21 protein-coding genes are annotated in these 26,352 nt (G+C 64.2%); 13 read left to right on the top strand and 8 right to left on the bottom strand.

Features of this window, described 5'->3' with window-relative positions; genetic code table 11:
• Window positions 1–140 precede the first annotated feature (140 nt).
• The 4 genes from OPV09_RS19900 to OPV09_RS19885 form a co-directional block, all read right to left on the bottom strand.
• Window positions 141–2,246: a prolyl oligopeptidase family serine peptidase gene (locus OPV09_RS19900; RefSeq protein WP_034754938.1), complete on the bottom strand. Its 2,106-nt coding sequence runs from the start codon at window positions 2,244–2,246 to the stop codon at window positions 141–143.
• A 178-nt stretch (window positions 2,247–2,424) separates the two neighbouring features.
• Window positions 2,425–3,084, bottom strand: coding sequence for a hypothetical protein (locus tag OPV09_RS19895; RefSeq protein WP_072452954.1), 660 nt, complete (start codon window positions 3,082–3,084; stop codon window positions 2,425–2,427).
• A complete protein-coding gene (locus OPV09_RS19890) occupies window positions 3,077–3,712 on the bottom strand; it encodes a DUF4304 domain-containing protein (protein WP_072452964.1) in 636 nt (211 codons plus the stop codon). The genes OPV09_RS19895 and OPV09_RS19890 overlap by 8 nt, the downstream gene beginning before the upstream one ends.
• 125 nt (window positions 3,713–3,837) lie before the next feature.
• Window positions 3,838–4,233, bottom strand: a complete 396-nt coding sequence (locus OPV09_RS19885; protein WP_072454079.1) for a RidA family protein — start codon at window positions 4,231–4,233, stop codon at window positions 3,838–3,840.
• Window positions 4,234–4,361: 128 nt separating this feature from the next.
• On the opposite strand from OPV09_RS19885, the gene OPV09_RS19880 reads away from it, so the two are divergent.
• Window positions 4,362–5,294, top strand: coding sequence for a LysR family transcriptional regulator (locus OPV09_RS19880; RefSeq protein WP_072454080.1), 933 nt, complete (start codon window positions 4,362–4,364; stop codon window positions 5,292–5,294).
• On the opposite strand, the gene OPV09_RS19875 is transcribed toward OPV09_RS19880, so the two are convergent.
• Complete coding sequence (locus tag OPV09_RS19875; RefSeq protein ID WP_254798345.1) at window positions 5,278–6,900, bottom strand: CehA/McbA family metallohydrolase; 1,623 nt, start codon at window positions 6,898–6,900, stop codon at window positions 5,278–5,280. The two genes, OPV09_RS19880 and OPV09_RS19875, sit on opposite strands and share 17 nt — an antisense overlap.
• A gap of 404 nt (window positions 6,901–7,304) precedes the next feature.
• Between OPV09_RS19875 and OPV09_RS19870 the strand changes: the two genes are divergently transcribed.
• From OPV09_RS19870 to OPV09_RS19840, 7 genes are read left to right on the top strand one after another with little or no spacing between them, the layout of a single operon-like run.
• A complete protein-coding gene (locus OPV09_RS19870; protein WP_338679194.1) occupies window positions 7,305–8,600 on the top strand; it encodes an MFS transporter in 1,296 nt (431 codons plus the stop codon).
• Window positions 8,601–8,610: 10 nt separating this feature from the next.
• Complete coding sequence (nirB, locus tag OPV09_RS19865) at window positions 8,611–11,163, top strand: nitrite reductase large subunit NirB (RefSeq protein ID WP_338679193.1); 2,553 nt, start codon at window positions 8,611–8,613, stop codon at window positions 11,161–11,163.
• Between the two features lie 12 nt (window positions 11,164–11,175).
• Complete coding sequence (nirD, locus tag OPV09_RS19860) at window positions 11,176–11,529, top strand: nitrite reductase small subunit NirD (protein ID WP_034754999.1); 354 nt, start codon at window positions 11,176–11,178, stop codon at window positions 11,527–11,529.
• Window positions 11,526–12,764 carry an NAD(P)/FAD-dependent oxidoreductase gene (locus OPV09_RS19855; protein WP_338679192.1) on the top strand — a complete coding sequence of 413 codons (1,239 nt, stop codon included), beginning with the start codon at window positions 11,526–11,528 and terminating at the stop codon, window positions 12,762–12,764. The genes nirD and OPV09_RS19855 overlap by 4 nt, the downstream gene beginning before the upstream one ends.
• 20 nt (window positions 12,765–12,784) lie before the next feature.
• Window positions 12,785–15,454 carry a molybdopterin-dependent oxidoreductase gene (locus OPV09_RS19850; RefSeq protein WP_338679191.1) on the top strand — a complete coding sequence of 890 codons (2,670 nt, stop codon included), beginning with the start codon at window positions 12,785–12,787 and terminating at the stop codon, window positions 15,452–15,454.
• A gap of 29 nt (window positions 15,455–15,483) precedes the next feature.
• Complete coding sequence (gene cysC, locus OPV09_RS19845) at window positions 15,484–16,047, top strand: adenylyl-sulfate kinase (RefSeq protein ID WP_425324060.1); 564 nt, start codon at window positions 15,484–15,486, stop codon at window positions 16,045–16,047.
• On the top strand, window positions 16,044–18,041 hold the full coding sequence (locus tag OPV09_RS19840; RefSeq protein WP_338679189.1) for a diguanylate cyclase domain-containing protein: 1,998 nt from the start codon (window positions 16,044–16,046) through the stop codon (window positions 18,039–18,041). Before cysC ends, OPV09_RS19840 begins: the two co-directional genes overlap by 4 nt.
• A gap of 3 nt (window positions 18,042–18,044) precedes the next feature.
• Here the strand turns inward: OPV09_RS19840 and OPV09_RS19835 are convergent, their stop codons facing one another.
• From OPV09_RS19835 to OPV09_RS19825, 3 genes are all read right to left on the bottom strand, one after another.
• Entirely contained in the window at window positions 18,045–18,962 is a 918-nt protein-coding gene (locus OPV09_RS19835) for a pyridoxal-phosphate dependent enzyme (RefSeq protein ID WP_072452975.1), read from the bottom strand.
• Between the two features lie 78 nt (window positions 18,963–19,040).
• On the bottom strand, window positions 19,041–19,544 hold the full coding sequence (locus tag OPV09_RS19830) for a MarR family winged helix-turn-helix transcriptional regulator (RefSeq protein WP_046684031.1): 504 nt from the start codon (window positions 19,542–19,544) through the stop codon (window positions 19,041–19,043).
• A 358-nt stretch (window positions 19,545–19,902) separates the two neighbouring features.
• Window positions 19,903–20,661: a DeoR/GlpR family DNA-binding transcription regulator gene (locus OPV09_RS19825; protein WP_175539324.1), complete on the bottom strand. Its 759-nt coding sequence runs from the start codon at window positions 20,659–20,661 to the stop codon at window positions 19,903–19,905.
• A 191-nt stretch (window positions 20,662–20,852) separates the two neighbouring features.
• Between OPV09_RS19825 and glpD the strand changes: the two genes are divergently transcribed.
• The 5 genes from glpD to OPV09_RS19800 all read left to right on the top strand — a co-directional run bounded on the left by glpD (window position 20,853) and on the right by OPV09_RS19800 (window position 26,352).
• On the top strand, window positions 20,853–22,397 hold the full coding sequence (gene glpD, locus OPV09_RS19820) for a glycerol-3-phosphate dehydrogenase (protein ID WP_338679188.1): 1,545 nt from the start codon (window positions 20,853–20,855) through the stop codon (window positions 22,395–22,397).
• Window positions 22,398–22,477: 80 nt separating this feature from the next.
• On the top strand, window positions 22,478–23,572 hold the full coding sequence (locus OPV09_RS19815) for an ABC transporter ATP-binding protein (RefSeq protein WP_338679187.1): 1,095 nt from the start codon (window positions 22,478–22,480) through the stop codon (window positions 23,570–23,572).
• A gap of 1 nt (window position 23,573) precedes the next feature.
• On the top strand, window positions 23,574–24,665 hold the full coding sequence (locus OPV09_RS19810) for an ABC transporter ATP-binding protein (protein WP_338679186.1): 1,092 nt from the start codon (window positions 23,574–23,576) through the stop codon (window positions 24,663–24,665).
• Window positions 24,665–25,549, top strand: a complete 885-nt coding sequence (locus OPV09_RS19805) for a carbohydrate ABC transporter permease (RefSeq protein ID WP_034754965.1) — start codon at window positions 24,665–24,667, stop codon at window positions 25,547–25,549. Before OPV09_RS19810 ends, OPV09_RS19805 begins: the two co-directional genes overlap by 1 nt.
• Window positions 25,546–26,352 (top strand): carbohydrate ABC transporter permease, encoded by an 807-nt coding sequence (locus tag OPV09_RS19800; RefSeq protein ID WP_034754968.1) that lies wholly within the window; start codon window positions 25,546–25,548, stop codon window positions 26,350–26,352. Before OPV09_RS19805 ends, OPV09_RS19800 begins: the two co-directional genes overlap by 4 nt.

Below are 26,352 nucleotides of genomic sequence, written 5' to 3'. Positions count from 1 at the left end.
CCGGCCCACGTCAACAATGTTTGTCGGGTTACGCCCGCTGGGCTAACCCGACCTACAGCTACGACTTCGGCCTGTATTCCGGGTAGGTCGGATTAGCGGGGCCGCCGAGGCGCGTGAGCGCGTAATCCGACACCACCACATTACTTCAGCTGCTCCAGCAGGAAGGTGTAGGTCAGCGCCCACATCAGCGCCTGCTGGTCGTTATTGGCGGCGCCCGCATGGCCGCCTTCCGTGTTTTCCCAGTACAGCACGTCGTGGCCTTGCTCTTCCATCTTTGCCACCATCTTGCGCGCATGGCCAGGGTGGACCCGGTCGTCGCGCGTCGAGGTGGTAAACAGCACGCGCGGATATTTCTTGTCCTTGAAGACGTTCTGGTACGGCGAGTACTTGCTGATGTACGCCCATTGTTCCGGCACGTCCGGGTCGCCGTACTCTCCCATCCACGAGGCGCCCGCCAGCATCTTGTTATAGCGGCGCATGTCGAGCAGCGGCACCTGGCTGACGACGGCGTTGAACAAATCGGGACGCTGCACCAGCACGGCGCCCGTCAGCAGGCCGCCATTGCTGCCGCCCATGATGCCCAGGTGGCGCGGGCTCGTGATCTTGCGCTTGATCAGGTCCTGCGCCACCGAGATGAAGTCGTCATACGCGCGCTGGCGGTTTTCCTTCAGCGCCGCCTGGTGCCAGCGGGGACCGAACTCGCCGCCGCCGCGGATATTTGCCAGCACGTACACGCCGCCCTTTTCCAGCCACGCCACGCCGGTGGTGCCGCTGTAGCTTGGTTTGAGCGACACTTCAAAGCCGCCGTAGCCATACAGCACGGTGGGGTTGCTGCCGTCGAACTTCGTCTTCTTGCCCATGATGGCGAAATATGGCACCTTGGTGCCATCCTTCGACGTCGATTCGAACTGCTCCACCTTGTACGGCGTGGCGTCGTAGTAGGCGGGCAGCGACTTGATCTTCGTGCGCTTGTCGCTTTGCGCCGTGGCCAGATACAGGGTGGTCGGGTTGAGGAAGTCGGTCACCGTCAGGAAGTACTGGTCCGAGTCGACGGAGTCGAGCGCGCTGACGGCCAGGGTGCCCAGCTTGGGCGCATCGACGGCGCGGCGCTGCCACTTGCCGTTCACGTGGCGCAGTTCCGTCAGGCGGTTCTTGACCTTGTCCAGCGTGGTGACGAGGATGGCGGACTTGGTCGCCGTGACATTGTCCAGCGACGACGTGGCCGTGGGCGCGTACAGCACTTCCAGTTCCTGCTTGCCCTGCATGAAGGCCTTGAAATCGGTGGCCAGCAAGGAGCCTTGCAGATAGGTCTTGCCGTTCACTTTCCAGTCCGAGCGCAAGGTGATGACCAGCTGGTCGCGCACGGTGAAGGCCGTAGCGTCGTCCGGCTTCGGCACCTTCTTCAACTCGGCGCCGTCGCGCAGGAACATCTCGCCGCTGTAGAAATCGATTTGCCGCTCGATAAATTGATGTTCGTAGCCTGGCGTGAAATCCTTGTAGGCTGCCGCGCTCAAGTCGTCGGGCTTGGCTTCATACAGCGTTTGCGCCTGCGCCAGCGGCGTGCCGCGCTGCCACTGCTTGATGATGCGCGGGTAGCCCGAGCTGGTCATCGAACCGGGGCCGAAATCGGTGGACACGAACAGGGTATCCTGGTCGATCCAGCTGGTGCTGCCCTTCGCTTCGGGCAAGGTGAAGCCACCCTCGACGAAGGCGCGCTTGGCCACGTCGTATTCGCGCACCACCTTGGCGTCGCCGCCGCCGCGCGACAGGGAAATGAGGCAGCGTTCGCCCTTCGGATACAGGCAAGAGGCGCCGCCCCAGACCCAGTTTTCACTCTCGCCGGCGGCCAGCTGGTCGAGGTCGATCACGGTTTCCCATACGGGTTCGGCCAGCTGGTATTGCGCCAGGGTCGTGCGGCGCCAGATGCCGCGCACGTGCTGGGCGTCGCGCCAGAAATTATAGTAAAACTCGCCTTCCTTGCTGACGTAGGGAATGCGTTCCTTCGAGTTGAGGATGGTTTTCAGGCGCGCCTGCAGGGCGGGGAAGCCGGGCTGGGCTTCCAATTCCCTGGTGCTGACGGCATTGTGCTGCTTGACCCAGGCCAGCGGCTTGTCGCCGAGGACTTCTTCCAGCCACAAATGGGGATCGATGTTGGCGGCGGCAGGGGCGGGGGCTTGCGCATGGGCGATGCCCGCTGCGGCCAGGCCGAGCAGCATGCTGCCGGCGAAGGTACGATATGACGACATGTAGGGTTCCTGGTTGGTCCGATGGAGGCCGCGTTGCAGGCAAAACGGCGCAGCCATGGTGCCATGGATTGCTGCGAGGAACCAGTGTCTATGGACGGCTAATTAAAAAATAATTACTTTTCCAATATTGTTTGCTGGAATGGAAGCTGGCCGCAGAATCTGCGGCGTACTGCCCCCTTCAGGATACGCCAGGGCCCATCAGCGAGGTTACGGTGAGCCGCGTCTTTTCGACATCGCCGCCGTCGCAGTGATAAATCCATAAGGAATCGTTGTCGCGGCTGTCGATGAACAGGATGCGCGTGTTTTCCTCGCCGATGGCCAGGCACTCCGCCAGCTCGGCAGGACTGAACGGTGCAGCCTGCTTCGACCCCGTTCCCGCCGCTTCTGCCAGCGCCTGCGCAAAGCCAGCCAGTTGCCTGACTGCCAGATAGCTTGTTCCATCCACCTCGACGTCTTTGCACAGCGCGTCCAGGCTGTACAGCGTGAAGGGTTCTTCATCGGTGAAAATCGCCACGTCGGGACGTGGCTTTGCGCTGCGGAGGTGAGCGAGATAGGCCTGGGGCAGGGCCACTTTTTCCCTGGCCAGCAATTTTTCCAGCTGCTTGCCGCTTTTCTTCGCTACGCGGACGGCCTTGGGCGCGACGGCTTCGCACGCCTGCGCTGTCCAGGCGACTGGATTGAACTGGAACATCCTTGCACATGCGGGGCAGTGCAGGAACATGAACGTCATTTTTTTACCGATGGCCGTTTTCAAGAACGCGCCATCCGAGGCATCCATTGCGCTGCTGTCGAAGTGGCGCCCGCAGTCGCCATCGTAGGGGCACGTGATGTCAAGCATAGGCGTATTTCTCCATCCGCAAAGCGATCTCTTCTTTTTCTTCCGGAAAAGAGGCTGCGGGATTTTTCTGCCAATAGGCAATGCCTTCGTTCAAGGCCCACAAGGCTTTTTCCTGCTTGCCCGCCATCAGATAAAAATCGCAGGCCCTCGCATGCGATTCTTGCGCTTCGACGAGAGCCAGGGCCGCATTTTCCCAATTGGACAGGCGCTCAAGCCAGGGGACGGCCAACTCCAGCAGATTGTCCCGCAGGCAGGCCATGACCGTTGCCCGATGGGACGGATCGACGAGCTGGAGTTCCTTGTCCTGCTTGCCATCGAGGATAGGGAATTGCCAGTTTCTGATATTCCAGTCCGCCACGCCGCCAACGATATTGTTGACAGGTTCACGGCCGTAGCGCGCCGTGTGCCATGTTGCATAGGATCTGGACGAGACTTGATAGTGGCTCCAGAATGCTGCGCAGACATCTTCTTCGTTGTGACGGTTGGCCTGGAAATGGATGGCCTGGACGAATTCGTTCTGCGTGCGCTTGAAGGTCAGCTGGCTAGGCGAGAACTTGAAGCCCGCTGCGCTCAGCGGCTCCAGCAAGTACGCTTCAATATTGGCGATGATCAGCGCTTTTGGTTTCATTGCGTTTCCTGGCATGCGTCGGTTGCGCAATGTTGCCATAGATCAGTGCCAGCGCACCTTGCGACGGGCAATCGTGCGAGGGAAAGCCTGCTGCCATTTCCCTGCACGCTGGCGGACGCCGTGTTCTAGCCCGGCAGCTTGGCCACCACCTTGATCTCGAACTGGAAACCATACAGCCACGTCACACCAACGGCCGTGACCGTCGGGTGCGGCGCCTGGCCCCAATACTCTGCCTGCACGATATCCCAGATGCGCTGGAAGTTAGCCTGCGGGTCGACGATAAAAATGGTCACGTCCTGCGCGTCGTCGAAGGTGCAGCCGGCGGCGTGCAAGATGGCGTTCAGGTTGTCGAAGGCGCGCCGGACCTGGGCGTCGAGCCCGGGTTCGGGCGTGCCATCTTCGCGGCTGCCGACCTGTCCCGAGACAAACAGCAGGCCGTTGGCGCGCACGGCAGGGGAATAGCGGTTCTGTTCATACAGGGCTTGGCGGCCCGCAGGGAATACGACGTCGCGTTTCATCAGCTTTCCTTTATTGATACAGCGAAGTTGCTGCCTGGAGAACACTTTATCTGCTGCCAACCTGCGGATAAAGCGGCCAGATCGGACTGGACTATTTGTATAATCCAAACAATCGAATGGCGGAGGTGTGGATGGACAGGTTTGATGCGATGAAGGCGTTCGTACGGGTGGTCGAGACGGGCAGTTTTACGCGCGCGGCCGCGACCTTGCACATGAGCCGCACCACGGTGACGCAGCTGGTGCAACAGCTCGAGGCGCGCCTGCGCCTGAAACTGCTGAACCGCACCACGCGCAAGGTCAATGTGACGGCCGATGGCGCGGCCTATTACGAACGCATCGTGCAGGTGCTCGATACCCTGGAAGAAATCGAAACGAGCTTGCCGCATGCCGCCGCCTTGCCGCGGGGCCAGTTGCGGGTGGACGTGCCCAGTCCGCTCGCCGCCTTGCTGCTGGTGCCGGCGCTGCCCACGTTTCATGCGCTGTATCCCGATATCGTGCTCGACATGGGCGCCAGCGACCGCATGGTCGACGTGATCGCCGACAATGTCGATTGCGTGATACGCGGCGGTGACATCACCGACCAGTCGCTGATGGCGCGCAAGCTCGCCAACTTGCCACTGGGCGTGTATGCGGCACCGGCCTACCTGCAACGGGTGGGCACGCCCTTGCATCCGCTGGACTTGCAGGACAGCGCGCACCGCATCGTGCGCTTTCGCTGGGGACGCAGCGGCAACGGTTTTCCCTACGTGATGCACCGCGAGGGCAAGAGCGTCAAGATCCATGGCCAGTATGTGTTGTCGATCGACGACGGCAACGCCTATCTGGCGGCCGGGGTGGCGGGGCTGGGCGTGCTGTGGCTGCCCGATTATATGGCGCGCCCGCACGTGGCCAGGGGCGACCTGCTGCCGTTGTTCGAAGCATGGACGGTCGATCCCATGCCGCTCTATCTCGCCTATCCGCCGAACCGCCATGTCAGCAAGAAACTACGCGTCTTTATCGACTGGGTGGCCGAATTGATGGCCCGGCATTCCGCCCGCGCTACCGCCATCACGGCAGCTGATTGACCCACACGGGCGCCGACCAGACGATGTTGCCGTCATCCTGCGTCAGCCGCGCGTAATAGAAATGGGGGCCGGGCGCGGGCGTGATGGTGAGCTCGGCCTGGTCCGATACTTGTGTGACGGAGCCGTTGCCGCCCGGTACGCCGTGGAGGATGGCGATGGCGGCCGCTTGCCTCCCGGCGCTGTTGCTGAAGCTGGTGGCCAGGCGCAAGGGACCGCGGTTGTCGAAGCGCTCTCCCATCAGCTTGCCATTGGCCGTGAAGAGCAGTTGCGCATGCTTGTCCATCGTGGCGTAGACGCGGCGCGCGCGCAGCGCGTCGAGGAAGCTGTCGCGTGAAACGGGCGTGCCGGCGGCCGGGCTGGCCACCAGCACGGCCGTGCGGTTGCCATACGACGCGCCCCAGTTGGCGCAGTGATTGTCCTGGTTGCTGCTGAAGGCCACGTGGTAGCCGGCCGCCAGGGCCCGGTTGCAGGCCGCCTCGTAATTGCTGCGCCTGCTCTCCGTTTCCTGATCGTTCGTGGAAAACGCGGACGTATTCATGACTTCGCACAGCACCATGGCCACGTCGCCGTCCGGCGTGTAGCCGAGCGGCTGCTCATTGACGAGAAACTGGCCCGTTTGGGCCGGATGGTTGAACTGCCCGATCCAGCCCCGTTCGCGCATCAGCGTGTACAGGCCCGCGTAATCGCCCTTCGGCGTCTCCACGTCGGCCAGCAGTTCCCCGCCGGCATTTTTTTCCCAGCCCAGCAACTGCTCGCTATTGATGATATTCAGGTGGCCACCCTTGTTGATGACGCCCCATTCCATGCCGTACAGGGCCAGGAAACCGGGATGGGCGGCAGTGTAAGCGGCCGCTTCAGCCAGCCCCGTCTGGTACAGCGCGATCGCTTCGGCAGGGGTGGCAGTGCTATTCGTGCCGTCCGAACCGTCGTACATATGGTTGTGCTCGGATGTCAGCAGGACGTCGAGCCCGTGTTCTTGCGCATACTTGTAGGCATCGATGGGGCCGTAGGGCGCCGTTTGCGGGTCTTGCGCGCCATGGCAGGCGTCGAGCGCCGCGCCGCCATCGCTGTGGCGCGTCTGGCTGTGCAGGTTGGCGTAGACGATGCGGTAGCCGGGCTGGCCTTCCAGGCCGGGCAGTTGCTGCAGGCCGGCCTGGAAGGCGCGCACCATGGGCGCCGTGCTTGCACCGCGCTGCACCTGGATGGGCCACTGCTGTTCCACCTGCGCTTCCCGCGGCGTGCCGGCATCGGCCACCGCCAGCAGGCGTAACTGATACAAGCCGTCCTGTGCCAGCACCCTCCGTTCGCGCGCATCGGCGTCGGCGCGGCCATCCCAGGGCAAGTTCACGCTCTTGCCGTTGGCCCCCACCTGTTCCGTGCCCGACCAGCGCCGCAGCACGGCGCCTTGCGGGCCGGGACCCGATAGTGTCAAGGTCCAGCGCACGGCATGGCTGCGGCCTTCGTCGGGATAGGTGAGCCGCACGACAAATGTACGCGCCTGCGTGACACGCTCACCGCGCGCGGCGTGAAAGGGCGCGACAACGGTGGCATCAAGCTCGCTGTGTTCCTTAGTCTCTTGCGCGGCGGCAGTGTTACTCCATGTCATCAGCAACAAACCCGCGCACGCACATGCCATCCATGGCGACCAAGGTGGCCTTAGGCGTCGTCGTTGCAGTGTCTTGACCATCGTGGCCTCCCGCTACTGCTTCAGATGCAGTTTAGACAAGAAATGCCATCGCTGGTTCCCCGCATGCACCAGCAAGTGGCGTGCTTGCACCGTGATTGGCCATGATCTGGCGCAAAGCCAGTGCGAATGGTGCCGCTTGCCCGTCAGACAAGCTGGCACGGCGCTTGCTAAACAGAAGGTACGGATCAACGGCGATCCCCTGAATAAACGAACAACGGTCCAACGACGGACCACATGGACAACGGCGTCCGCCCAGGCTGATTTTTCATCGGCGGGGGCGGGCGCCGTTTTGTTTTATCAACGGGATATTTCGGGAACCTATCATGGCCAGCCAAAAAGCAACGCGCATCGCGCTCTTCTCCCTCGCCACGCCGCCCATGCGCGCATTCCACCTGACGTGGATGGCATTTTTCGTGTGTTTCTTCGCCTGGTTCGCTTGCGCTCCCCTGATGCCTGTCATCAAGGGCGAGTTCGGCCTTTCCTTGGCGCAAGTGGCCAACATCAATATCGCGGCCGTCGCTATCACCATCCTCGTGCGCCTGATCGTCGGGCCATTGTGCGACCGCTACGGCCCGCGCAAGACTTACACGGGCTTGCTGCTGCTGGGCGCCATTCCCGTGCTGGGCGTGGCCGCGTCGCAAAGCTATGAAAGCTTTCTGTTCTTCCGTCTGGGCATCGGCGCCGTCGGCGCCAGCTTTGTCATCACGCAATATCACACCTCCGTGATGTTCGCCCCGCGCGTTGTCGGTACGGCGAATGCCGCCGCCGCCGGCTGGGGCAATGCGGGCGGCGGCGCGGCGCAGGCGCTGATGCCACTGCTGCTCGGTGCCGTGGTCATGCTGGGCGTGTCCGAATCGATGGGCTGGCGCGTGGCCCTGCTGGTGCCGGGCGTGCTGATGCTGGTGATGGCCGTTCTCTACTGGCGTTATACGCAGGATTGCCCTGAAGGCAATTACTCGGACTTGCGCGCCGCCGGCACCGCCATCGAAGGTGGCAAGAAGGGTGGCTGGGACAGCTTCAAGGCGGCCAGCACCAACTACCGCGTGTGGCTGCTGTTCGTCACCTATGGCGCCTGCTTCGGCATCGAAATTTTCATCCACAACATCGCCGCCGTGTACTACGTCGACCATTTCGGCCTGTCCTTGAAATCGGCCGGCCTGGCCGCCGGCAGCTTCGGCTTGCTGGCCCTGTTTGCCCGCGCCCTGGGTGGCTGGATGTCCGATAAACTGGCCCTGCGCGGCAACCTGAACAGCCGCGTGACCCTGCTGTTCATGCTGATGATCGGCGAAGGCGTGGGCCTGCTGTGGTTTGCCAAGGTCGACAGCGTCACCTGGGCCGTCATCGCCATGCTGGTCTTCGGCCTGTTCACCCACATGGCGTGCGGCGCCACCTACGCGCTGGTGCCTTTCATCGACAGCAAGGCGCTGGGCGGCGTGGCCGGCATCATCGGCGCGGGCGGCAACGTGGGCGCCGTGGCGGCCGGCTTCCTGATGAAGGGCACGGGCGACATCCGCCAGACATTGATCATCCTGAGCGCGCTGGTGGTGATCTCGGCCCTGTGCGCCATCGCCGTGCGTTTTACCCGTGCAGCGGCCGAACCGAACATGGCCGCGGCCTGAGGAGACAGTAATGACTCACCCTTTGAACATCGTCGTCCTTGGCCATGGCATGGTCGGGCATAAATTCCTCGAACGCCTGGCATTGGAAAACGCGCCGCACCTGTCCGTGACGGTCTTGTGCGAAGAGCCGCGCCCCGCCTACGACAGGGTGCACCTGTCCGAATTTTTCAGCGGCAAATCGGCCGACGACCTGTCGCTGGTGGCGCCCGGCTTCTTCGACAAGGGCAACGTCGTCCTGAAACTCAATGCGCGCGCCGTGTCCATCGACCGCGTGGCGAAAACCGTCACGGCCAGCACCGGTGAAGTGCTGGCCTACGACAAGCTGGTGTTCGCCACCGGCTCGACGCCGTTCGTGCCGCCGCTGCCGGGCAAGGAGCGCGATGGCTGCTTCGTCTACCGCACCATCGAAGACCTGGAAGCCATGCTGGCCTGGGGGGGCAAATCCAAAACTGGCGTGGTGATCGGTGGCGGGCTGCTGGGTCTCGAATGCGCGAAAGCCTTACGCGATTTGAAACTCGATACCCACGTGGTGGAATTCGCGCCGCGCCTGATGGCCGTGCAGGTCGATGAAGGCGGCGCGCGCGTCCTGCGCCGCAAGATCGAAGAGCTGGGCGTGACCGTGCACACGCAAAAAAATACGCTGGCCATCGTCGACGGCGAAGAAGCCACGCACCGCATGCAGTTCGCCGACGGCAGCCACCTGGAAGCGGACATGATCGTCTTCTCGGCCGGCATCCGTCCGCGCGACGAACTGGCGCGCGCCTGCGGCCTGGACGTGGGCCCGCGCGGCGGCATCGCCATCGACGACAGCTGCGTCACCTCCGACCCTGACATCTATGCGATCGGCGAATGCGCACTGTGGGGCGGCCTGGTCTTCGGCCTAGTGGCGCCCGGCTACGAAATGGCCCGCATCGCGGCGCGCCACCTGTTGCAGGAAGAGGGCGAAGCATCGTTCAAGGGTGCCGACATGAGCACGAAGCTCAAACTGATGGGCGTGGATGTGGCCAGCCTCGGCGACCCGCACGGCAATGCGCCGGGCAGCCGCTCCTACCAGTTCATGGATGAGCGCAAGCAGATCTACAAGAAAATCGTCGTTTCCGATTGCGGCAAATACCTGCTTGGCGGCGTGATGGTGGGCGACGCCAGCGAATACGGCACCTTGCTGCAGATGATGCTCAACAAGATCGAGCTGCCGGCATCCCCCGAGTTCCTGATCCTGCCACAGGCCGATGGCCAGCAAAAGGTGGGCCTGGGCGTGGATGCCTTGCCCGAGTCGGCGCAAATCTGCTCATGCAACGACGTGTCGAAAGGCGCGCTGTGCGCGGCCGTCGCCGAGGGCGCCACCACCATCGGCGCCCTGAAAAGCTGCACCAAGGCGGGCACCGCGTGCGGCGGCTGCGTGCCGCTGGTCACGCAGATCATGAAGGCGGAAATGCAGAAGCAGGGCCTGATGGTGAACAACCACGTGTGCGAGCACTTTGCGTACTCGCGCCAGGAATTGCACCACCTGGTCCGCGTGGGCAAAATCCGCAGCTTCGGCGCGCTGCTGTCCGCGCATGGCCAGGGCCTCGGTTGCGACGTGTGCAAGCCCGTGGCGGCGAATATCCTCGCCTCGTGCTGGAACGATTTCGTGCTCTCTCCCGTGCACGCCAGCCTGCAGGACAGCAATGACTACTTCCTCGGCAATATCCAGAAGGATGGCACGTATTCCGTCGTGCCGCGCATGCCGGGCGGTGAAGTGACGGCCGACGGCTTGATCGCCGTGGGCATGGTGGCGAAAAAATATGGTCTCTATACGAAGATCACGGGCGGCCAGCGGGTCGACCTGTTCGGCGCGCGCGTCGATCAGTTGCCGGCCATCTGGGAAGAACTGATCGCGGCCGGCTTCGAGTCGGGCCACGCCTACGGCAAGTCGCTGCGCACGGTGAAATCGTGCGTCGGCTCCACCTGGTGCCGCTATGGGGTGGCCGACAGCGTGGGCTTTGCCATCGAGCTGGAAAACCGCTACAAGGGCTTGCGCACGCCGCACAAGATCAAGTTCGGCGTCTCCGGCTGCACGCGCGAATGCGCCGAGGCGCAGGGCAAGGACATCGGCCTGATCGCCACGGAAAAGGGCTGGAACCTGTACGTGTGCGGCAATGGCGGCATGAAGCCGCGCCATGCGGAACTGATCGCCTCCGATCTCGATGAAGCCACCTTGGTGCGCTATGTCGACCGCTTCCTGATGTTTTACGTGCGCACGGCCGACCGCCTGCAGCGCACCAGCGTATGGCGCGACAACCTGGAAGGGGGCCTCGATTACCTCAAGCGCGTCATCATCGACGACAGCCTGGGCATCGCCCACGAGCTGGAAGCGGACATGCAGCACGTGGTCGACACCTATGCCTGCGAGTGGAAGGAAGCCGTTTCCAACCCCGCCGTGCGCCAGCGCTTCCGCCATTTCGTCAACAGCGAGAAGAGCGATGAAAACGTGGTGTTCGTCGAAGAGCGGGGGCAGATCCGGCCCGCCACCGAACTGGAACGCCGCAGCACCGTGATCCCCATCCTTGCCGTGGAGGCGTGAGCCATGAATGCGATGAATGAACTTTCCGGCGCCACCGCCGACAACTGGGTAGCCATCTGTCCCTTGGCCGACATCGTGCCCGACACGGGCGTGTGCGCGTTGCTGGGTGGCCGCCACGTGGCCGTGTTCCGCGTCGGCGATGCGGCGCCGCGTGTGTACGCCATCGACAATATCGACCCGAATGCGGGTGCCTCCGTGCTGTCGCGGGGTCTCGTCGGCAGCATCGGCGAGCGCGTCGTCGTCGCCTCGCCCATCTACAAGCAGCACTTCGACCTGGCCAGCGGCGAGTGCATCGAAGCGCCCGAGCATTCGGTCGCCGCCTGGCCCGCGCGCGTGTTTGCCGACATGGTGTGGGTGGCCCTGTGAATCCGCCAGCCAAGGCCACTGCGCGTCCCTCGCTCATCGTCGTCGGCAACGGCATGGCCGGCATGCGCACGGTCGAGGAACTATTGAAGCTGGCGCCGGACCTGTACGACATCACCGTGTTCGGCGCCGAACCGCACGGCAATTACAACCGCATTTTGCTGTCGCCCGTGCTGGCCGGCGAAAAGTCGGTGGATGACATCATGCTGCACACGCGCGACTGGTATGCGCAGCACGGCATCACCCTGCACGCGGGCGACCCCGTTGTGCGCATCGACCGCAAGGCGCGCACCGTGCAATCGCTGTCCGGCATCACGGTCGCCTATGACCGCCTGCTGCTGGCCACCGGTTCCACGCCGTTCATCGTGCCCGTGCCCGGGCATGATCTGCCGGGCGTGATCGGTTTTCGCGATATCAGCGACGTCGACACCATGCTGCAGGCGGCGCGCACGCACCGCCACGCGGTGGTCATCGGCGGCGGCTTGCTGGGACTGGAAGCGGCCAACGGCTTGCAGCGCCAGGGCATGGACGTCACCGTCGTGCACATGAGCGGCGCCCTGATGAATCAGCAGCTGGACGCACCCGCGTCGATGCTGCTGAAAACGGCGCTGGAAGCGCGCGGCCTGCGGTTTTTGATGCACGCGCAGACGGCGGAAATCCTCGGCAGCGATCGGGTGCAAGGCGTGCGTTTTGCCGATGGCACGTCGATCCCCGCCGACCTGGTGGTGATGACGGCCGGCGTGCGCCCCAACATCGCGCTGGCGCAAGCGGCCGGCCTGCACTGCGAACGGGCCATCGTCGTCGACGATTGCCTGCAAAGCTACGACCCGCGCGTGTACGCCGTGGGCGAATGCGTGCAGCACCGGCGCGCCACGTTTGGCCTCGTCGCGCCCATCTGGGAGCAGGCGCGCGTGTGCGGCGCCCACCTGGCCGGCGCAGGGCATCGCCGCTACGTGCAGCAGGCCAGCGCCACCAAATTGAAAGTGACGGGCATCGACCTGTATTCGGCCGGCGACATCATCGGCGGCGAGGGCAGCGAAGACCTGGTGCTGCGCGATCCGCGCCGCGGCGTCTACAAGCGCCTGGTGGTACAGGGCAGCCGCCTGGCCGGCGCCGTGCTGTATGGCGACGTGCAGGACGGCCCCTGGTATTTCGACCTGATCCAGCAGCGCCGCGACATCAGCAAGCTGCGCGCCCATTTATTGTTTGGCCAGGCGCTGTGCGCCCAGGCCGCCTGACAGCGACCAACAGGACCTCCATGACCACTTGCACGCCCGTGAAAACCACTTGCCCGTATTGCGGCGTCGGCTGCGGCGTGGAAGCGACACGCCTGCCCGACGGCGCCATCCGCATCGCCGGCGATGCCAACCACCCGGCCAACCTGGGCAAGCTGTGCGTGAAAGGCTCTGCCCTCGGCGACACCCTGGACCTGGAGAACCGTTTGCTGCAACCGCAGGTACGCGTCGATGGCGTCCTGCAGCCGTCCTCCTGGGATGCCGCGCTGGACCAGGTGGCGGGCGGCCTGCGCGCCATCATCGACAAGCATGGCCCCGACGCCGTCGCCCTGTACGTTTCGGGCCAGCTGCTGACGGAAGACTATTACATCGCCAATAAATTCATGAAGGGCTATGTGGGCAGCGCGAATATCGACACCAATTCGCGCCTGTGCATGTCGTCGGCCGTGGCCGGCCACAAGCGCGCGTTCGGCGAGGATATCGTGCCCGGCTGCTATGAAGACCTGGAACTGGCCGACATGGTGGTGCTGGTGGGTTCGAACACGGCCTGGTGCCACCCGATCCTGTTCCAGCGCATCGCCCGCATCCGCGAAACCCGGCCGGAGATGAAACTGGTGGTGATCGACCCGCGCCGCACGGCCACCTGCGAGCTGGCCGACCTGCATCTGCCCGTGAAACCGGGCACCGACGTGTGGCTGTTCAACGGCTTGCTGTGCTATCTGGCGAAGGAAGGCGTGATCGCCGATGATTTTGTGACGCGGCACAGCAGCGGCCTCGATGAGGCGCTGGCCGCCGCCCATGTCGACTGTTCCGATCCTTTGCGTGTGGCGAAAATCTGCAAGGTCGACCCGCAAGCCTTGCTGGCGTTCTACCAGGCGTTTGCCGCCACGCGCAAGGTCGTCACGGCCTTTTCGCAGGGCGTCAACCAGTCGTCTTCCGGCACGGACAAGGTCAACAGCATCATCAACTGTCACCTGGCGACGGGGCGCATCGGCCAGCCCGGCATGGGACCGTTTTCCCTCACGGGCCAGCCGAACGCCATGGGCGGGCGCGAAGTGGGCGGCCTGGCCAATATGCTGGCGGCGCACCTGGATCTCGACAAGCCGGCGCACCGCGAAGCCGTGCAAACCTTCTGGGACTCTCCGCGCATGGCCGACAAGCCTGGCCTGAAGGCGGTGGAGCTGTTCCACGCCATCGAGGCGGGTAAAGTGAAAGCCGTGTGGATCATCGCCACCAATCCGCTGGTCAGCATGCCGGACGCCGACCAGGTGCGCCGCGCGCTGGCCAAGTGCGAGCTGGTGGTGGTGTCCGACATCAGCACCGGGTCGGACACGAACGCCCACGCAGACGTGCTGCTGCCCGCCCTGGGCTGGGGTGAAAAGGATGGCACGGTGACCAATTCCGAGCGCCGCATCTCGCGCCAGCGCGCCTTTTTGCCGGCGCCCGGCGAAGCGCGCGCCGACTGGGACGTGCTGTGCGACGTGGCGCGCCGCATGGGCTATGCCGGCTTCGATTTCACGGCGCCGCAAGCCATCTTCGATGAACACGCGCGCCTGTCCGCCTTCCGCAACGACGGGGCCACAAAGCGCCTGTTCAACCTGGGCCACCTGGCGGGACTGGATGCGGCGCGCTACGATGCCCTGGCGCCGCAGCAGTGGCCGCAGGGCCAGGCGCGCCTGTTCGGCGACGGCCGCTTCGCGCATGCGGACGGGCGCGCGCGCTTCGTGCCGACGGCGCCGCGCGCGCCGCGCAATATACCCGACGAAGACTATCCACTCATCCTGAACACGGGCCGGGTGCGCGACCAGTGGCATACGATGACGCGTACGGGAAAGGCGGCGAAACTGTCGGGCCATATCGCCGAAGCGTTCATCGATATCCACCCGCAGGACGCGCTGTTGTACAGCGTGCGCGAAGGCGAGCTGGCGCGCGTGTCCAGCGCCTGGGGCGCGATGGTGGCCAGGGTCGTGCATGGCGGCGGCATCGCGCGCGGCCAGGTCTTCGTGCCGATCCACTGGAGCGACGCGAATGCCTCCGACGCGCGCGTGGGCGCCGTCGTCAATCCCGTTGTCGACCCCGTCTCGGGCGAACCCGAATTCAAGCATACGCCCGTGCGCATCGAGCAGTTCCGCGTGCACTGGCATGCGTTCGTGTTGAGCCGCACGCCCTTGGGCCTGGACGGCGTGGCGCACTGGACGCGCATCCAGGGCGAGCAGTTCCTGCGCTACGAGCTGGCCGGGCGCCAGCGCATCGACGACCTGGGCGCCTGGGCGCGCGCGCTGCTCGGTGTCACGGACGACAACGCCGACTGGCTCGATTACGCGGACGCCAGCGCCGGCGTGTACCGCGCCGTGCACCTGGACGAGGGACGCATCGCGCAATGCGTGTATGTCTCGCCTCGTCCCGACCTGCCGTCGCGCAGCTGGCTGGCGGGCCTGTTTGCGCACGCGCAGATGGATGCGGCCGACCGCGCTGGCGTGCTGCTGGGCCAGCCCATCGGCAAGGGCGTGGACGCCGGTCCCACCGTGTGCTCGTGCTTTGGCGTGGGGCGCAACACCATTTGCGCTGCCATCGTGGAGCAAAAATTGACGACGACGGCGCAGGTGACGGCCTGCGTCAAGGCGGGCGGCAATTGCGGCTCCTGCGTGCCGGAGATACGACAGTTGCTGCTTGAGGCACGCAGCGCTGCCTGATAGTCTGTCCTTTCCTGCGCGGCTTTGTTATATTGCCAGCTCTACAGGAGAGAGGCAGTGTGATGACAGCAGGACAACACGACACGGTCTGGCTGACGGGCTTGAGCGGCGCCGGCAAGTCCAGCATCGCCGGCGCGCTGGCGCGCCAGCTCAAGGCGCAGGGCCGCGCCGTGGCGGTGCTCGACGGCGACCAGCTGCGCCATGGCTTGAACCGCGATCTCGGTTTTACGCCCGAAGACCGGCATGAAAACATCCGCCGCGCGGCCGAAGTGGCGCGCCTGATGAACGGGGCGGGCCTGACCGTCATCGCCGCCTTCATTTCCCCGTACCGCGCCGACCGGGCCATGGCTGCAGACATCATCGGCGCTGCGCATTTCATCGAAGTTCACGTCAGCACGCCGCTGGCCGTGTGCGAGGCGCGCGATGCCAAGGGCTTGTATGGAAAGGCGCGCGCGGGGCAGCTCGCGCAATTCACGGGCATTTCCGCGCCGTACGAGGCGCCGCTGGCGGCGGCGCTGACCCTGGACACGGGCACCCTGGCGCTGGACGAATCGGTCGAGCGCCTGTGCCACTACCTTCAGCGACGTACGTGACGAACTGGCGAAAACAGCTGCGCCGGCGCCTGCCCGCCAGCCTGAAGGCGCGCATGAGCATGGTCGTCTTCCTGCTCGTGCTGGGCGCGGTCGCCTCGCTGGCGCTGGCCACCCTGGCCGTGGCCGAGCGCGGCATGCGCGACGTGATGGGGCGCCAGCAGTACGTATCGCTGGCCAGCGCCGCCGTCTTCATCGACGAGGAACTCGACGCGAAGCGCAATGTGCTGCGCGCGATCGCGGACAGCCTGGCGGCCAGCGGTGCGCACGACGGCGCCAGCCTGCAGCGCTTCCTGGCCGCGCAAACGGTGCTGGGCAAGGAGTTTTATTCGTCCGGCGTCGTCGATATCGATGGCATCGTCCTGGCCAGCGTGAGTCCCTTCAAGCCGCAGGCGGGGCTGAACGTGAAGGGCCGCCCTTACTTTGAACAGACGCTGGCGACCCGGCGTTCGGTGATTTCCTCGCCGCTTAACGGCAGCATTTCCGGCATGCCCATCGTGGTGGTGACGCAGCCCGTGTTCGACGCGCACGGCGGCGTGCGCTATGTGCTGGCGGCCAGCGTCAACCTGCGCCAGCCCGATTTCCTCGGCCGTCTGGGCGCCCTCAAGCCGGGCCCTGGCGGCTACCTGTACATCATGACCAGCGAAGGCGTCATCGTCGAGCATCCCGACAAATCGCGCATCATGCAGCATATCGAAGCCCACGGCCCCGTCAGCGTGCCCACGCGAAGCGCCATGCAGGGCTACGAAGGCTGGATGACGGGGACCACCACGCAGGGCATCGATGCCCTGTTCGCCTACCACCGCATCGCCTCGACGGGCTGGATACTGGCGTCCGTGTATCCGATGAGCGAGGCCTTTGCGCCGCTGCACGCCATCCGCAGCAAGATCCTGCTGGCCGCCGTGCTGCTGGCGGCGCTGGCTGGCCTGGCCGGCTGGCGCATCGTGCTGCGCCTGTTGCAGCCTTTGGAGCGCTTGCGCCGCCAGGTGCACCAGATCCGCCGCCAGCGCCTGGGCATCGAGGCGCTGCAAATCGAGCGGCGCGACGAGATCGGCGACTTGAGCCGTGATTTTTACTCGCTGGTGGCCGAGCGTGAAATCGCCGAGGCGCAAACGCGCGACAGCGAGCGGCGCTTGAAACTGCTGACGGACCATGTGCCCGTGGTGATCGTGTATATCGACCGCGAACACCGCTACCAGTTCATCAATGCGACGTTTGAGCGATGGTTCGGCGTCTCGGCCAGGGAGAGCCTGATGCATTCCATGCGCGAGGTGCTGGGCGAGGAAGCCTACCAGCTGCGCGAGCAGCACCTGCTGCGCGCCTTCGCGGGCGAAGAGGTCGACTATGAGTTCACGGTCGACAACGAGGCGGGGGAGCGCACCTTCCATACCAGCTACGTGCCCGATGTGGGCGAGAGCGGCGCGGTGGAAGGCGTGTATGGCCTGATTCACGAAATCACCAAGACCAAGGCGATGCACACGGCACTGCAGTTCGCCGCCGCCACCGATACCCTGACGGGCATCGCCAACCGGCGCCGCTTTGACGAGCAGCTGGCGCAAAGCATGCAGCGCACGCGGGCCGCGCGCGCGCCGATGGCGCTCGCCTATCTCGATATCGACCGTTTCAAGGCCATCAACGACAGCCTGGGACACAAGGCGGGCGACGAGGTGTTGAAGGAATTCGCTTCGCGCCTGGTGCGCAGCGTGCGCGCCAGCGACCTGGTGGCGCGCCTGGCAGGCGATGAATTCGTGATCATTCTCCAAGGCGTGAACGGCGCGGCCGAAGTGCGCCAGGTCGGCGCCAAGATCGTCGACGCCATCCGCCAGCCCTTCGAGCTGGCCAGCGGCCCGCTGCCGGTGACGACCAGCATCGGCATCGCCATCTTCCGCGAAGGCACGCTGACGCCGGCGCAGCTGCTGGACCTGGCCGACCAGGCCCTGTACGCGGCCAAGGGGCAGGGCCGCGATGGCGTGGCGCTGCTCGAGGCGGCGCCGTAGCGGCTACAGGGTGGCGCTCCAGTGGTCGAGCTGCTGCGTGGTGGCCGTCACGCCGCCGCACACGATGACGAGCACATTGCGGTAGGGCGCCAGTTCCGGCGCCTTGCCGTAGACGGCCGCCAGCGCCGCGCCGCAGGCCGGTTCCACCACCAGGCGCTGGTCGGTGATAAAGCGCTGGCAGGCGTCGACGGCGTCCCGGTCCGACACCACCACGCTATGGAGCAGGCGCGTCTGGCTGATGGCGTATGCCTGCGCGCACACCTGGCGCGCGGCCAGCGAGGTGGCGATGCTGTTGACCGCCGGCAGGGCCACGTGTTCGCGCGCGGCCACGGCCGCCGACAGCGAGGCGGCGCCTTGCGTTTCCACGGCCACGATGGCCACGTCGTCCCAGCCGTTGCGCTGCAAGCCTTCGGCCACGCCGGCCAGCAGGCCGCCGCCACCGACTGACAGCACCACGGCGTCCGGTTTCAGGCCCGCGCTGGCCACTTCATCGATCATGCCGGCATGGCCCTGCCACAGCAGCGGGTCGTCGAACGGATGCAAAAAGGCGTCTTGCGGTGTGAGCATCGACTGCGCCAGCGCGTTCGCTTCCTGCCAGGCGGCGCCGTGCACGATGACTTCGGCGCCCTCCTGCGCGATCAGGGCCTTGGCCCGTTCGCTGGTCGTTTCCGGTACGACGACGATGACGGGAATGCCCAGCTGGCGTCCCGCATAGGCGACGGCGATGCCGGCATTGCCGCCGGAAGATGAGATGAAACGGCTGGCGCCGCGCCGCGCGTATTCTTCGCAGGCCAGGCCGATGCCGCGGATCTTGAAGGAGCCGGGCGGCTGCAAGGCTTCGAGCTTGAGCCAGATGGCGCGCTCGCTGTGCAGGCTCAGGGCGCGCGAGTTGAGCAAGGGAGTTTCGATGTGCAGGGCCATGCGTGTTCCTGGTAAACAGTCAGGCCAGCATCATAGCCGAAGCGCGCGCGCCGCCGCGTCACCCTTGCCGGTATTGACTTAGTTCAGCGGGGCGCTCTTGAGCTGGTGCGTGCGCGCCACTTCCTTCATCGCTTCGAGCAGGTCGTCGCGCAGCTGGCGCGGCAGCTTGCCGAAGAATTCCTCGTCGTTCTGGTCGGCCATCTCGGCCAGCACGGGCACCAGCGCCTCGCCTTCCGTGGTCAGCTCGATCGAATGCTGGCGGCGGTCGGCCAGCAGGATGGACTTGCTGACCATGCCCTTGCTTTCCAGGCGGTCGATCAGTTTCGATACGGCGCCCTTGCTCATGCCGGACACTTGCGCCAGCACCGTGGGCGAGGTGCAGCCTAGGCGGAACATTTCGCGCAGCACCACCCATTCGGACACCGTCACGCCATTGGCTTCGGCTTTTTTCTGGAAACTGTGGGAAACGTGGTTGGAAACGAAACGCAGCCAGTAACCGAGGTGGGCTTCCAGCTCGCTGACGGGGACGCTGTTGGGATGGGCGGCTTGCGGCATGGCGGCCGATTCAAAATTATGGCTCATTTCTCTTCCTTCACTGGGCGGCGTTGCCGGCATGGTTAAGGCCTTCACGCTTGCTGTCGAGTGGTTTGTTTGGGAACAATCATCGTGCTTGAGGTATTTTTAACACTGTTTTCACAGGAAATCACTCAGCGGCAAAGAGTTTTTTCCTTTTTCCTTACTCTAGATAAATAAAAAGCAATATCAAGCAAATAATCGTATTGCGAGAGAGGAAGATTAAAAAAATAACTCATGTTGCATCAATGGTAACAGCATTTTTGCCGAATTGATAAATATTTCATATCATTCTGTATGCTGGCCCACACAAGACGTATTGCCCACGCGACAGCGCGCAGTTTTACTGCGGAAATGTAACTTCCCCTCAGGCCAGCACCACCTTCACGCCCGCTTCGCGCAGCACTTCGGCAAAGCGGGGCGGCGGTGGCGCATCCGTAAACAGGACGTCGATTTGCGCCAGGTCGGCCAGGCGCACGAGCGCCTTGCGGCCGAATTTATGCTGGTCGGCCACCAGCCACACTTCGCGCGACTGCTCGATGATGGCTTGCGCCACTTTCACTTCGCGCGCGTCGAAGTCGCGCAGGCTGCCGTCCTCGTCGATGCTGGAAATGCCGATGATGCCGATGTCGACCTTGAACTGGCGGATGAAGTCGATGGTCGCTTCGCCCACGATGCCGCGGTCGCGCCCGCGCACCACGCCGCCGGCCACGATGACTTCGCAGGCCGCGTTGTCGGCCAGGATGGCGGCCACATTGAGGTTGTTCGTCACCACGTGCAAGCCCGTGTGCCGGCCCAGCGCGCGCGCCACTTCCTCGGTCGTCGTGCCGATATTGATCAGCAGCGAGCAGCCGTGCGGCACTTGCGCGGCGACGGCGGCCGCGATACGCCGCTTGGCGTCGCTGTTGAACACCTGCCGCTGGCTGTAGTCGATATTTTCCACGGACGAGGGCAAACCCACGCCGCCGTGGTAGCGGGCCAGCAGGCGCGCTTCTTCCATCTGCTTGACATCGCGGCGCACGGTTTGCGGCGTCACGTCCAGCTGCTGGGCCAGCTCTTCGACGGACATGGTGACCTTCTGGCGCACCACTTCGAGCAGTCGGCGCTGGCGGGGATTCAAGATCATGGTGCTCTCTTTAAAAATCACAAAACGAACAGAAACGAACAAATAGTACTAAAAATATGTTGCTATGGGTTCGTATTCTGGCGTAACCTTATTCATATTGCATGCGTATTACGAAATGGTGATCTTAACGACAGTCGCCGGCGATGCCTAGTCTTTCCTCGCCGGCGTGTCCTGACCTACATGGAGTCCCGATGGCCGCAGCACAGCAAGGTGTGGAGACAGCGATCAAATGCGACGTACTGGTGGTCGGCGGCGGCATCAATGGCGCCGGCATCGCGCGCGACGCGGCGGGACGGGGCTTGTCGGTGGTGCTGTGCGAAAAGGATGACCTGGCTTCCCACACCTCTTCGGCCTCCACCAAGCTGATACATGGCGGCCTGCGCTACCTCGAATACTATGAATTTGGCCTCGTGCGCAAGGCGCTGATCGAGCGCGAAGTGCTGCTGCGCTCGGCGCCGCACATCATGTGGCCGCTGCGCTTCGTCATGCCGCACGCCAAGGGCCAGCGCCCGGCCTGGCTGATACGCGCCGGCCTGTTCCTCTACGACATGCTGGCGAAGCGGGAAATCTTGCCGGCCTCCAGCGGCATCGACCTGACGCGCCATGCGGCCGGCACACCATTAAAACCCCAGTTCAAGCGCGGCTTCGTGTATTCCGACGGCTGGGTCGACGATGCGCGCCTCGTGGTGCTCAATGCCGTCGACGCGGCAGACAACGGCGCGCACGTGCTGACGCGCACGCGCTGCACGATGCTGGCGCGCGAAGGCGACGCTTGGCTGGCCACCTTGCAGCACGCCAGCGGCACGCAGACGACTGTGCGCGCGCGCAGCGTCGTCAATGCGGCCGGGCCGTGGACGGCCGAGTTCCTGCAGCAGGCGGCGCCCGGCGGGCAGGGCCGGCACTTGCGCCTGATCAAGGGCAGCCATATCGTCGTCAAGCGCCTGTTCGAGCATGATCACGCGTATATCTTCCAGCATCCGGATGGGCGCATCGTGTTTGCCATTCCGTATGAGCACGATTTCACCCTGATCGGCACCACCGACCTCGACTACCAAGGCGACCGTGGCAAGGTGGAAATCGATGATGAGGAAATTCGTTACTTGTGCGAGCTTTCCAGTTACTATTTCAGCAAGCCCATTGTGCCGGCCGACGTGGTCTGGACGTATGCGGGCGTGCGCCCGCTGGTGGAAGACGCGGCGGCCGACGCCAAGGCCGTCACGCGCGATTACCGCTTCGAGCTGGACCAGGAAGGTGCGCCGCTGCTCAGTATTTTCGGCGGCAAGATCACCACCTTCCGCAAGCTGGCCGAGGAAGCGATGGACATGCTGGCGCCCTTGCTGGGCAACGCGCGTCCGGCCTGGACGGAGCACGCTTGCCTGCCCGGCGGCGACGTGTATGGCGCCGTGCCGCAGAACCGGGCCGTGCGCGAGTTCGGCCAGTTCGTGCAAGGCTTGCAGCGCGAGTATGCATGGCTGCCGGCGGCGCTGGTGGCGCGCTATGCACGCGCCTACGGCACGCGCGTCCACGTGCTGCTCGAAGGGCGGGCGGACGTGGCGGCCATGGGCGAGGAAATTGCCGCCGGCCTGTACGCGGCGGAAGTTGATTATGTGCGGCGCCATGAATGGGCCGTCAGCGCGGCCGATATCCTGTGGCGGCGCTCCAAGCTGGGCTTGCACCTGCCGCGCCAGACGGCGGACACGCTCGACGCCTGGCTGTTGCAGCACCCTTTGCCGTAAGCAGTAAGCAGCACACGTAGGCGACCGCGCCCCGCAGAGGGTGCGGCGAAGAATAAGATACATCACTGGAGGAGAAGCGCGTGCAACTGGTACTGGACAAGATCAGCAGGAAGCAGGGGGCTGACGACTTTTTATATCCGATGTCGCTGGCCCTGGTGCCGGGTGCCATCAACGTCTTGCTGGGCACCACGCGTGCCGGCAAGACGACCTTGATGCGCGTGATGGCGGGCCTGGACAAGCCCAGCGGGGGTACGGTCACGGCCGATGGCGTCGACGTGACGGGCGTGCCCGTCAGCAAACGCAACCTGGCCATGGTGTACCAGCAATTCATCAACTATCCGGCCTTCACCGTCTACGATAATATCGCCTCGCCCTTGCGCCTGCGCAAGGTACCCGAGGAGCAGATCCGCACGAAGGTACTGGCGCTGGCCGAGCGCCTGCACATCACGCCCTACCTGCAGCGCACACCGGGAGAATTGTCGGGCGGCCAGCAGCAGCGCACGGCGCTGGGGCGCGCGCTGATCAAGGATGCGTCGCTGCTGCTGCTCGACGAGCCACTCGTCAATCTTGACTACAAGCTGCGCGAGGAATTGCGCCGCGAATTGACGGAACTGTTTTCCAGCGGCAGTACGACGGTCGTGTACGCGACCACGGAACCGCTGGAAGCGCTGCAGCTGGGCGGCCACGTGGCCGTGCTGCACGAGGGACGTTTGCTGCAGCAGGGACCGACCCTGGACGTCTTCAACGCCCCCAATTCCATCGACGTGGCGCGCACCTTCAGCGACCCGCCCATCAACCTGATCCCCGCCCGCGTGGATGCTGCCGGTGTGGCGCAATCGGCCGATGGCCTGGCCATCCGCCTGAGCGGCGCACAGCGCGCCCGCCTGGGTGGCAGCACGGAGGTGATCCTCGGCGTGCGCGCGCACAGCCTGCATCTGTCGCCGCAGTCCGATGGCGACGTGGCTATCGCAGCTACGGTGGACCTGGCGGAAATCAGCGGCTCGGAAACTTATGTGCATGCGCGCCGGGGCGACCTGGCCCTGGTGGCGCAGCTGGGCGGCGTGCACAACCTGGAGATCGGCAGCGCCTGTACCGTGTATTGCCAGCCGCATGCCTTGCTGATCTTTGCGCAAGACGGCGGCCTGCTGTTCGCTCCTGTGCAAGGAGGGGTGTGACATGGCGCGCATCGAACTGGTCGACCTGGCCCACGCCTACAAATCGAACCCGACGGCCCCCGCCGACTATGCGCTGCGGCCCATGAGCATGGAATGGCATGACGGCGGCGCCTACGCCTTGCTGGGGCCGTCCGGCTGCGGCAAGACGACCTTGCTCAATATTATCTCCGGCCTGGTCAAGCCGTCGCATGGCAAGGTGCTGTTCGACGGCAAGGACGTCACGCAACTGCCGACCGAGGCGCGCAATATCGCGCAAGTGTTCCAGTTTCCCGTCATCTACGACACCATGACCGTGCACGACAACCTGGCGTTTCCGCTGCGTAATCGCGGCTGGAAAGAGATCGAGGTGAAAAAGCGCGTGCAGCAGGTGGCGCAGATGCTGGAATTGACGGGCGACTTGAAGCTGCGCGCCAGCGGCCTGTCGGTGGACGCCAAGCAAAAGATTTCGCTGGGACGCGGTCTCGTGCGCCCCGACGTGGCGGCCGTGCTGTTCGACGAACCGCTGACGGTGATCGACCCGCATCTGAAATGGCTGTTGCGCCGCAAACTCAAGGAAATCCACCACGAACTGAAATTGTCCCTGATCTATGTCACGCACGACCAGGTGGAAGCGCTGACCTTTGCCGACCAGGTGGTCGTCATGACGCAGGGCGAAGTGGTGCAGACGGGCAGCGCGCAAGCGCTGTTCGAGGAGCCCGAGCACACGTTTGTCGGCTATTTCATCGGCAACCCGGGCATGAACTTGCTCGATTGCACCCTGGACGACGGCGGTGTGCGCGTGGCGGGGCAGCTGCTGGCCGTGTCCGCTGCCGCCCGTGCGGCGCTGTCTGGCGCGCAAGGGAAAATCACGGTGGGCGTGCGGCCGGAATTTGTCGAATGCGTGAAAGCGGGCGAGGGTGGCGACCATTGCCTGGACGCCACGGTCACGGCCGTGCGCAATATGGGCACGCATTACCTGGCGGAATTCCAGCTGGGCGGCGCGACGGTGGCGGCCAAGCTGCGCGCCATCGATGCCGTCGCCGGGAATGCTGTGCGGCTGCGCTTTCCGCCGCAACGCACCCTTTACTATGTCAACGATAAGCGGGTGGCCTGATGATACATAACGGTAAAACCGATAACAACCGCCGCGCCTGGCTATTGATCTTGCCCGTGCTGCTGTGCGTGGCCTTTTCCGCCATCCTGCCCCTGATGACGGTGGTCAATTATTCCGTGCAGGATATCCTGAGCCCCACGCAAAAGGTGTTCGTGGGTACGGAGTGGTTTCGCATGGTCATGCTGGACGGCGACTTGCACAGCGCCTTGCTGCGCCAGTTGCTGTTTTCCGGCTCCGTGCTGGCCATCCAGATTCCGCTGGGCATCCTGATCGCCCTGTGCATGCCGGCCGATGGCTGGAAGGCGTCCCTCGCCTTGGTGCTGATCGCGCTGCCCCTCTTGATACCGTGGAACGTGGTGGGCACCATCTGGCAAATCTTTGGCCGCGGCGACATCGGCCTGATGGGCTATACCCTGAACCAGCTGGGCTTTGACTACAACTACAACGGCAATTCGCTCGACGCCTGGCTGACCGTGATGGTGATGGATATCTGGCACTGGACGCCGCTCGTCGTGCTGCTGTGCTATGCGGGCTTGCGCGCCATTCCCGACGCGTATTACCAGGCGGCGCGCATCGACGGCGCCTCGCGCCTGGCCGTGTTCCGCTACATCCAGCTGCCGAAACTGCGCAATGTGCTGATGATCGCCGTCTTGCTGCGCTTCATGGACAGTTTCATGATCTACACGGAACCGTTCGTGCTGACGGGCGGCGGGCCGGGCAATGCCACCACGTTCCTGTCGCAGTACCTGACGCAAAAGGCCGTGGGCCAGTTCGACTTGGGGCCGGCGTCCGCGTTTTCCCTGATCTATTTCCTCATCATCCTGCTGTTCTGCTTTGTGCTGTACACGTGGATGCAGCGCGTTGGCACGGGAGACCAGAAATGATGCACAAGAAAATGAGCAGCACCATCCTCGTCGTCTTCCTGCTCGCGTCCCTGTTGCCCATCTACTGGATGCTCAACATGTCGCTCAAGACCAACGAGGAAATCGTCGGCGTGCTGAGCCTGTGGCCCCAGCAATTGACGTTCGCCAACTACCACACGATCTTCACGGATCGGTCCTGGTACAGCGGCTACATCAATTCCATGATCTACGTGGCCTTGAACATGGTGATGTCGGTCACGGTCGCATTGCCGGCCGCCTATGCTTTCTCGCGCTACAACTTTGTCGGCGACAAGCATTTGTTCTTCTGGCTGCTGACCAACCGCATGACGCCGCCCGCCGTCTTCCTCGTACCTTTCTTCCAGCTGTATTCGACGGTGGGCCTGATGGACACGCACCTGGCCGTGGCGCTCGCGCACATGGTCTTCAACGTGCCGCTGGCCGTGTGGATACTGGAAGGCTTCATGTCCGGCGTGCCGAAGGAAATCGACGAAACGGCGTATATCGACGGCTACAGCTTTCCCCGCTTCTTCATCCGCATCTTCTTGCCGATGATCAAGTCGGGCGTGGGCGTGACGGCGTTCTTCTGCTTCATGTTCAGCTGGGTGGAGTTGCTGCTGGCGCGTACCTTGACGTCCGTCAATGCCAAGCCGATCGCCGCCACCATGACGCGTACCGTGTCGGCGGCCGGCATGGACTGGGGCGTGCTGGCGGCGGCCGGTGTGCTGACCATCGTGCCCGGCGCGCTGGTGATCTGGTTCGTGCGGCATTACATTGCCAAGGGTTTCGCGATGGGGAGGGTGTGA

This window comes from Janthinobacterium sp. TB1-E2 (assembly GCF_036885605.1).
Taxonomy (GTDB): Bacteria; Pseudomonadota; Gammaproteobacteria; order Burkholderiales; family Burkholderiaceae_D; genus Janthinobacterium; species Janthinobacterium aestuarii.
Note: the sequence above shows the minus strand (reverse complement) of the source record. Positions and strands in the feature narration are given on the sequence as shown.

What these genes read in the sequence shown, in the direction of transcription:
- OPV09_RS19900 (WP_034754938.1), bottom strand. Translation starts at nt 2,246, where the DNA reads ATGTCGTCATATCGTACCTTCGCCGGCAGCATGCTGCTCGGCCTGGCC.
- OPV09_RS19895 (WP_072452954.1), bottom strand. Translation starts at nt 3,084, where the DNA reads ATGCTTGACATCACGTGCCCCTACGATGGCGACTGCGGGCGCCACTTC.
- OPV09_RS19890 (WP_072452964.1), bottom strand. Translation starts at nt 3,712, where the DNA reads ATGAAACCAAAAGCGCTGATCATCGCCAATATTGAAGCGTACTTGCTG.
- OPV09_RS19880 (WP_072454080.1), top strand. Translation starts at nt 4,362, where the DNA reads ATGGACAGGTTTGATGCGATGAAGGCGTTCGTACGGGTGGTCGAGACG.
- OPV09_RS19875 (WP_254798345.1), bottom strand. Translation starts at nt 6,900, where the DNA reads ATGACATGGAGTAACACTGCCGCCGCGCAAGAGACTAAGGAACACAGC.
- OPV09_RS19870 (WP_338679194.1), top strand. Translation starts at nt 7,305, where the DNA reads ATGGCCAGCCAAAAAGCAACGCGCATCGCGCTCTTCTCCCTCGCCACG.
- nirB (WP_338679193.1), top strand. Translation starts at nt 8,611, where the DNA reads ATGACTCACCCTTTGAACATCGTCGTCCTTGGCCATGGCATGGTCGGG.
- nirD (WP_034754999.1), top strand. Translation starts at nt 11,176, where the DNA reads ATGAATGAACTTTCCGGCGCCACCGCCGACAACTGGGTAGCCATCTGT.
- OPV09_RS19850 (WP_338679191.1), top strand. Translation starts at nt 12,785, where the DNA reads ATGACCACTTGCACGCCCGTGAAAACCACTTGCCCGTATTGCGGCGTC.
- OPV09_RS19835 (WP_072452975.1), bottom strand. Translation starts at nt 18,962, where the DNA reads ATGGCCCTGCACATCGAAACTCCCTTGCTCAACTCGCGCGCCCTGAGC.
- OPV09_RS19830 (WP_046684031.1), bottom strand. Translation starts at nt 19,544, where the DNA reads ATGAGCCATAATTTTGAATCGGCCGCCATGCCGCAAGCCGCCCATCCC.
- OPV09_RS19825 (WP_175539324.1), bottom strand. Translation starts at nt 20,661, where the DNA reads ATGATCTTGAATCCCCGCCAGCGCCGACTGCTCGAAGTGGTGCGCCAG.
- glpD (WP_338679188.1), top strand. Translation starts at nt 20,853, where the DNA reads ATGGCCGCAGCACAGCAAGGTGTGGAGACAGCGATCAAATGCGACGTA.
- OPV09_RS19810 (WP_338679186.1), top strand. Translation starts at nt 23,574, where the DNA reads ATGGCGCGCATCGAACTGGTCGACCTGGCCCACGCCTACAAATCGAAC.
- OPV09_RS19805 (WP_034754965.1), top strand. Translation starts at nt 24,665, where the DNA reads ATGATACATAACGGTAAAACCGATAACAACCGCCGCGCCTGGCTATTG.
- OPV09_RS19800 (WP_034754968.1), top strand. Translation starts at nt 25,546, where the DNA reads ATGATGCACAAGAAAATGAGCAGCACCATCCTCGTCGTCTTCCTGCTC.